At 67.8% G+C, this 6,342-nt stretch carries 6 protein-coding genes; 2 read left to right on the top strand and 4 right to left on the bottom strand.

Annotated features, from left to right (window positions below):
* Window positions 1–173, bottom strand: a 173-nt coding sequence (locus tag H531_RS15365; protein ID WP_500691340.1) for an SSO2105 N-terminal domain-containing protein, incomplete at its 3' end; no start/stop codon positions are given.
* Window positions 174–262: 89 nt separating this feature from the next.
* On the opposite strand from H531_RS15365, the gene H531_RS14370 reads away from it, so the two are divergent.
* Both H531_RS14370 and H531_RS0112005 read left to right on the top strand, forming a co-directional pair.
* Window positions 263–481 carry a zinc ribbon domain-containing protein gene (locus tag H531_RS14370; RefSeq protein WP_342664355.1) on the top strand — a complete coding sequence of 73 codons (219 nt, stop codon included), beginning with the start codon at window positions 263–265 and terminating at the stop codon, window positions 479–481.
* Window positions 482–539: 58 nt separating this feature from the next.
* The gene (locus H531_RS0112005; protein WP_022799561.1) at window positions 540–3,908 is read left to right on the top strand and encodes a helicase-related protein; all 3,369 of its coding nucleotides are present in this window, start codon (window positions 540–542) and stop codon (window positions 3,906–3,908) included.
* Window positions 3,909–3,926: 18 nt separating this feature from the next.
* On the opposite strand, the gene H531_RS0112000 is transcribed toward H531_RS0112005, so the two are convergent.
* The 3 genes from H531_RS0112000 to H531_RS14620 form a co-directional block, all read right to left on the bottom strand.
* On the bottom strand, window positions 3,927–4,784 hold the full coding sequence (locus H531_RS0112000; protein ID WP_028490841.1) for a ParB/RepB/Spo0J family partition protein: 858 nt from the start codon (window positions 4,782–4,784) through the stop codon (window positions 3,927–3,929).
* A gap of 41 nt (window positions 4,785–4,825) precedes the next feature.
* Complete coding sequence (locus H531_RS15185) at window positions 4,826–5,788, bottom strand: ParA family protein (RefSeq protein WP_022799559.1); 963 nt, start codon at window positions 5,786–5,788, stop codon at window positions 4,826–4,828.
* A 350-nt stretch (window positions 5,789–6,138) separates the two neighbouring features.
* Window positions 6,139–6,342, bottom strand: a 204-nt coding sequence (locus H531_RS14620) for a hypothetical protein (protein ID WP_211210542.1), incomplete at its 5' end; no start/stop codon positions are given.

The raw sequence follows: 6,342 nt of genomic DNA, 5'->3' as shown, positions 1-6,342 counted from the left end.
GCCCGCTTGAGCTCCTCGCGGGACTTCCCTTCCAGGAGGCGCTGGTAGGCGAAGCGCTTCGCCGCCGAGAAGCGGCGCATGAGGTCCAGGACCGCCTTCTCCTCCTTGGGGTCGGGGAAGACCAGGCGGGCGTGGACGCCGAGGTAGAGCTTGGGGGCTTGGCCTTTGGGCATTCCTGGGTTCATTTTACCCCCTTTTGCCTCTTTTGCCGCCTTTTGCGGGCTTTTGTGCCTTTGGACGAAGCGAGCGTGGAGGAGAGGAAGTGTGCGGATTTGTGCGCTGTTTTTTAACTGTTTTCGCCTCCCGCACCTGTCCCCTCTACGGCTTTGAGGACAAGAGGAAGCTCGCGTGCCGGTGGTGCGGCTTCTCCGACCACGCCGACCGCGTGGCGGCGGTGAACATCGCCGCCAGAGCCGCTGTCAACCGGCCTATTGTCGGGTGGCATGAGGGCTCCCTCCTTCATGCCGCTGCGGCAAGCTGACGGCTTCAGCCGTCAGTAGTTGATAAGAGCCCGCTGGTCTCCTGCTAGGCTATCTCCCGTGGAGCGCGGGAAGCTCGCCCCTGGAGTGCGCCTTCGGGGGCTCACCCCCGAAGGAAGCGTGCGGGTGGAGCAGGTTCTCCCCCTGGGAAGCGCTCTCCAGGTCACCTACCGCACCCCCTCGGGCAGGCTCGAGGAGGCCCTCCTCTACCCCGAGGACCTGGCCCGCCTCGAGGCGGAGGAGGAGGCCCGCTTCCCCTTAGACGCCCCCGGGGACCTCTTCCGGCTCGCCGCTGAGGCCAAGCGCATCCAGAACGCTTACCTGTTTGACCCCTGGATGGCCGTGCACACCTCCTTGGTGGAGCCCCTTCCCCACCAGATTGAGGCGGTCTACGGGCACATGCTCCGGAAAAACCCCCTCCGCTTCCTCCTGGCCGACGACCCGGGGGCGGGGAAGACCATCATGACAGGGCTCTACATGCAGGAGCTCGCCCTTCGGGGCGCCCTGGAGCGGGCCCTGGTGGTGGCCCCAGGGGCGCTGGTGGTGCAGTGGCAGGAGGAGCTTTGGGAGAAGTTCCGCCTGGGTTTTGAGATCCTCACCCGTTCCTTGCTGGAAAACAGCCTGGAGAACCCCTTCCGCAAGCACCCCTACTGGCTCGCCCGCCTGGACCAACTCGCCCGCTTCCCCGAGGTGGCGGAGAGGGCCCTCGAGGTGGACTGGGACCTGGTGGTGGTGGACGAGGCCCACAAGATGTCCGCCACCTACTACGGCCTGGAGGTGAAGGCCACCCAGCGCTACCGCCTGGGCCAGCAGCTTTCCGAGCGGGCCAAGCACTTCCTCCTCCTCACCGCCACGCCCCACCGGGGCAAGGAGGAGGACTTCCGCCTCTTCCTCGCCCTCCTGGACCCTGACCGCTTCGCCGGGAAGCCGAGGCCGGGAAGCCCGCCCCTGGACGCGGAGGGGGTCTGGCTCAGAAGGCAGAAGGAGGACCTGGTGCGCTTTGACGGCACCCCCCTCTTCCCCGAGCGCCGGGCCTACACCGTGGCCTACCGCCTCTCCCCAGAGGAGATGGCCCTTTACCAGGCGGTGACCGCCTACGTGCGGGAAGAGATGAACCGGGCGGAGGCCCTGGAGGAGGGAAGGCGGCGCACCGTGGGCTTCGCCCTCACCCTCCTGCAAAGGAGGCTGGCCTCGAGCCCCCTCGCCCTCTTCCGCTCCTTAGAGCGCCGCAGGAAGCGCCTGGAGGCGAGGCTTTCCGAGGTGCGGCGTGGGCTTTCCCCGGGCTTTCCCCTCCTGGAGGAGGAAGACATTGAGGAGCTGGAGGAGTTCCCCACCGAGGAGCTGGAAGGGTTCCCCGAGGTCCTGGACCAGGCCACCGCCGCCCGCACCGCGGCGGAGCTGGAGGCGGAAATCCGCACCCTGAAGGGCCTCGAGGCCCAGGCCAAGGGCCTCCTCCACCTGGAGGGGGACCGCAAGTGGCAGGAGCTTCGCCGCCTCCTGGAGAGTGACCTCGTCCGCGGACGGAAGCTCATTGTCTTCACGGAACACCGGGATACCCTGGAGTACCTGGAAGCGCGCCTCGGCACCTTCTTGGGCCGCCCCGAGGCGGTGGTGAGCCTCCACGGGGGGCTTTCCCGGGAGGAGCGCCGCCTCCGCCAGGCCCGCTTCACCCAGGACCCCAAGGTGGAGATCCTGGTGGCCACGGACGCCGCCGGAGAAGGGGTGAACCTGCAGCAGGCCCACCTCCTGGTGAACTACGACCTTCCCTGGAACCCGGCCCGGCTGGAGCAGCGCTTCGGGCGCATCCACCGCATCGGCCAGAGGGAGGTCTGCCACATGTGGAACCTGGTGGCGGAGAACACCCGGGAGGGGGAGGTCTACCTCCGCCTCCTGGAGAAGCTGGAGGAGCAGAGCCGGGACCTGGGGGGGCGGGTGTTTGACGTCCTGGGCCAGCTCTTCCAGGACCAGCCCCTCAAGGACCTCCTGCTGGAGGCCATCCGCTACGGGGAGGACCCAGAGGTGCGGGCGAGGCTCTTTCGGAAGGTGGAGGGGGCCGTGGACCGGGAGAGGCTGCTCGCCCTCCTGGAAGGGGCCCTGGCCAAGGAGGTCCTGGACCCCAGGCGCCTCAAGCACCTCCGGGAGGAGATGGAACGGGCCGAGGCCAGGAGGCTTCAGCCCCACTACCTCACGAGCTTTTTCCGGGAGGCTCTGGAGAGGCTCGGGGGAAGCGTCTATCTGCGGGAAGTGGGGCGGATGGAGGTGGCCTACGTGCCCCCCAGGGTGCGGAAGGCGGGAGTGCTCCGGCAGTACACCCGGGTCACCTTCCACAAGGACCGGGTGAGCCTCCCGGGGAAGCCCCAGGCGGATTTCCTCGTCCCCGGCCACCCCCTCTTGGACGCGGTGCTGGAGGCCGTGCTGGAGGCCTGGGGGGAGTACCTGGAGAGGGGAACGGTCTTGGTGGACGAGAACGCCACGGAGCCCCGCCTGGTCCTGGCCCTAGAGCACGAGGTGGAGGATGCCCGGGGGCCCGTCTCTCGGAAGCTCCTCTACGTGGGGGTTGACCTCAAGGGAGAGGTCCGGGCCGAAGGCCCAGCCCCCTACCTGGACCTGCGCCCCGCCACGGAGGAGGAGCGGCGCCTTGGTCTGGAGCTCGCAGGCCGTCTGGACCTCCCCAGGCTCCTGGATAAGGCGGAAACCTACGCTGTGGAGCACCTGGCCCGGGAACACGTGGAGGAGGTGCGAAGCCTGCGGGAAAGGGAGGTGGACCGCACCTTAAAGGCGGTGCGGGAGCGCCTCCTCTCGGAGATCTGGTACTGGGAGGCCCAGGCCTTGAAGGAAGAAGCAAGGGCGAGGGAGGGGAAAGCCGGAGCCAAAGCCCGGTCAGAGCGGGCGAGGCAGCGGGCGGAGGAGTTAAAGGAGCGCCTGCGCAGGAGGGAGGAGAAACTCCTTAAGGCGAGGCACCTCCGCTCCCTACCCCCCAGGCTCGCCCAGGCCATCTGGGTCATCCCTCCCCTGGCCCAAGGCCCATCAAGCCCAGAGGAAGAGGCTCGCAGGAGGCTAGAGCGCCTGGCCGTGGAGGCGGTCCTACGGGCGGAACGCCTGCAGGGCCACGAGCCCCGGGAGATGCCCCCGGGCTGGCCTGGCTACGACATTGAGTCCCGCCTGCCTGATGGCTCCCTCCGCTTCCTTGAGGTAAAAGGTAAGGGCCCAGGCTCCGGGGTGGTCACCCTCTCGCGCACCCAGATCCTCACCGGGCTCAACAAGCCGGAAAGTTGGTTCCTCGTGGTGGTGGAGACCGACGGCGAGCGGGCCCTAAGAGCCCACTACATTCCTGCCCCCTTCCAGCGGGAGCCAGACTTCGCCGCCACCAGCGTGAACTACGATCTCACTGAGCTTCTGGCGCGGGCGCGATGGAGCGTGGAGCTCTAGAGCGGAACCTCCCGGGTTCTAGTCCAGGAGGTCCTGGAGTTCCCTCAGCTTCTCCTCCACCCGCGCCCGCCTCTCCGGGGGGAGGGCCTCGAGGTCTAGGCGGAGGAGCCTCTCCCCCACCTCCCGGGGCCAGGGCTTGGGAGGCTTCTCCCGCTTGAGGGCCTCCCGCACCCTGGCCTTGAGCTCCCTCAGGGAAAGCCCCGCCTTGGCCTCCTCCAGGAGGGCGCGCCTCAGGCCCTCGTCCTTCACCTTCTTGAGCTCCAAGGCAGCGGTGTAGGGGAGGGCGCCCGCCTCGAGGGCCTCCCTTAGGTCCGCAGGCAGGGAGAGGAGGGGGAGGCGGGCCTGCACGAAGCTCTCCCAGGAGAGGCGCCCGAGGAGCCGGAAGAGCTCCTCCACCCGTTTGGCCTCGAGGCTGCCCAAAACGTTTTGGGCTGCTACCCCCCGCTTCTCCTTCCGCATCCGCTCAAGGAGCCCCACCACCTCCTCCCTGGTTTTCCCCAAGTCTTCCGATAGGAGGTCCAGCACCCCCAGGGTCTCCTCGTAGGGGTTCAGGTCCTCCCGCTGCAGGTTCTCCACCAGGGCGAGGAGCCGGGCCTCCTTCTCCGAGAGGTCCAGCACCCGCACCGGCACCTCGGAAAGCCCCGCCATCAGGGCCGCCCGGTAGCGCCTCTCCCCGGCCACGATGGCGTACTTCCCCTCCCCGAGGGGGCGCACCAGGAGGGGCTGGAGGACCCCCTTCTCCCGGATGGACTCGGCGAGGGCCTCGAGGGCCTCAAACCGCTTCCTGGGCTGGGCCTGGGGGACGAGGGCCTCGAGGGGAAGCGCCCTCACCCCGGCCTGGACCGGCTTCCCCTCCATCTCCTCCAGGGCGGACAGGGCCCGCGCCAAGAAGGGGTCCATGGGGCTCGGCTTGCGCTTCACGGGGCCACCTCCTTGCGAAGATCCGCCCTTACCTCCTCCAAGACCCCCTCCAGGAAGTCCCCGAGCGCCCGCATCTCCCGCCGCACCTCCTCCCCGCCCACCGCCTGCACCGGCAGCCTCTGGACCTGGGCCTCCCGGTACACCGCCGGGCGGCGCACCAAAGGCGGCGCAAGCGGAACCCGTCCCGCGAGGACCTCGAGCTGGGCCAGGACCTCCCGGTCCCGCACGGTGCCCTCGAGGCCATTGGGAATGAGGGCCCGCACGAAGGTGGTCCCGCCCCACATCCCTAAGGAGGCGAGCCCCTCCGCGTAGTCGCGGGCCACCGAGAGCACCGTGGGCAAAGCCTGCAGGCCCTTGGGCGAGGCTTCCACGGGGACCAGAAGCCCGTCCCCCGCCATCCCCGCCACCCCGGCCAGGGAGCCCAAGGAGGGGAGGGAGTCCACCAGCACCAGGTCATACTCCTGGCGGAACCCCTGGAGGGCCTTCCGCAGGGCAAACATCTTGTAGGGCTCCCGGATGAGGACCAGCTCCGCCCGGGCCAGCTCCACGTGCGCAGGGATCAAGCTCACGCCAGGCAGGACCTCCCGCGGCTTAAAGCGCCCCTTGCCCTCCAAAAGCCCAAGAAGCGTCTCCTCCACGGGAGCGTCCACCACCCCCAGCCAGGCCGAGAGGTTCGCCTGAGGGTCCACGTCCACGAGCAGCACCCGCTTTCCCCGGGAGGCCATCTCGTAGCCCAGGTCCCGGGCCAGGGAGGTCTTCCCTGCCCCCCCCGCGTGGGTGAAGAGGGTCAGCACCACCCCCTCGCCGCCAGGGGCCTCCACCTCCTTCACCACGTACCAGTAGCGGCCAAGCCGCTTCGCCTGAAGCCTTCCCTCCTGGATGTACTTCAAGGCACCGGAGTAGGAAAGGCCCTGTTCCAAAGCCCACTCCTTTAGGGGGACCAGGATGGTCTTGGTCATGTTGCCGGGATTATACCCCTCCTTATCGCTATGGGTCAAACCTCACGGGCTGTGTGTTTCCCCTCAAAAGGGCAAGCGAGGTCCCTTCCCAAGGCTACCCCCATGGGCCCGGATTCCGCCGGCTCCCGCTGGGGCAGGGGAGAGGAGGCGTAGGAGCCTACAGTCCCCACCCCTAGGGGCGGAAAAGGGGGGTTGGCTAGGTGGGGGAAACCCCTCGAGGCCCTCCGGCTGCGGGGCGCCGGAAAGGGGCAAGCGGGGAAACTTTTCACTTGGGGACCAAGGGCGAGAGGAGGAGCCAGCATTCTGGAAGCGTTCTACCCCCTTGATGATCATCATTTAATCAGTTAGGTTTAAGAGCTTTTGACTATATGATCAACAACAGGCCAAACCTGATTTGCGATGAGGACGGGCTTTCCGGGGCCAAAACTCCCCAAGTCTTCCGATACAAGCCGCCCCTTCTCCCCAAGTCTTCCGATACCAACTCCCCAAGTCTTCCGATAGGGGAGGGGGCAAACTCCCCAAGTCTTCCGATAGGGATTCCCCAAGTCTTCCGA

It is taken from the genome of Thermus islandicus DSM 21543 (assembly GCF_000421625.1).
In the GTDB taxonomy this organism is placed as follows: Bacteria; Deinococcota; Deinococci; order Deinococcales; family Thermaceae; genus Thermus; species Thermus islandicus.
This window is presented reverse-complemented; position numbering and strand designations above follow the sequence as displayed.